This is a genomic window from Streptomyces sp. BE20 (genome assembly GCF_036322525.1).
GTDB lineage: Bacteria > Actinomycetota > Actinomycetes > Streptomycetales > Streptomycetaceae > Kitasatospora.
Window position 1 is genome coordinate 1 of sequence record NZ_JAQYWW010000390.1, and the last position, 307, is coordinate 307.

The 307-nt window shown below is 74.3% G+C and carries 1 pseudogene; it reads left to right on the top strand.

Annotated elements, in window-relative coordinates:
• Nucleotides 1-59: 59 nt before the first annotated feature.
• Nucleotides 60-307: pseudogene (locus PUR61_RS03025) on the top strand (hypothetical protein); the annotation flags it as partial.

Sequence of the window (307 nt, forward strand, 5' to 3'; positions counted from 1 at the left end):
CTTCCGTGGCCGTGACGACCGCCCCTCGGGTGGTAGCGGTGGCGGTTACCGTGGCCGCGATGACCGTCCGTCCGGTGGTTTCGGTCGTGACCGTGACGACCGTGGCGGCGACCGCGGCGGCTTCCGTCGTGACGACCGCCCCTCGGGTGGTAGCGGTGGCGGCTTCCGTGGCCGTGACGACCGCCCCTCCGGTGGCAGCGGCGGCGGTTACCGTGGCCGCGATGACCGTCCGTCCGGGGGATTCGGTCGTGACCGTGACGACCGTGGCGGCGACCGCGGCGGCTTCCGTCGTGACGACCGCCCCTCC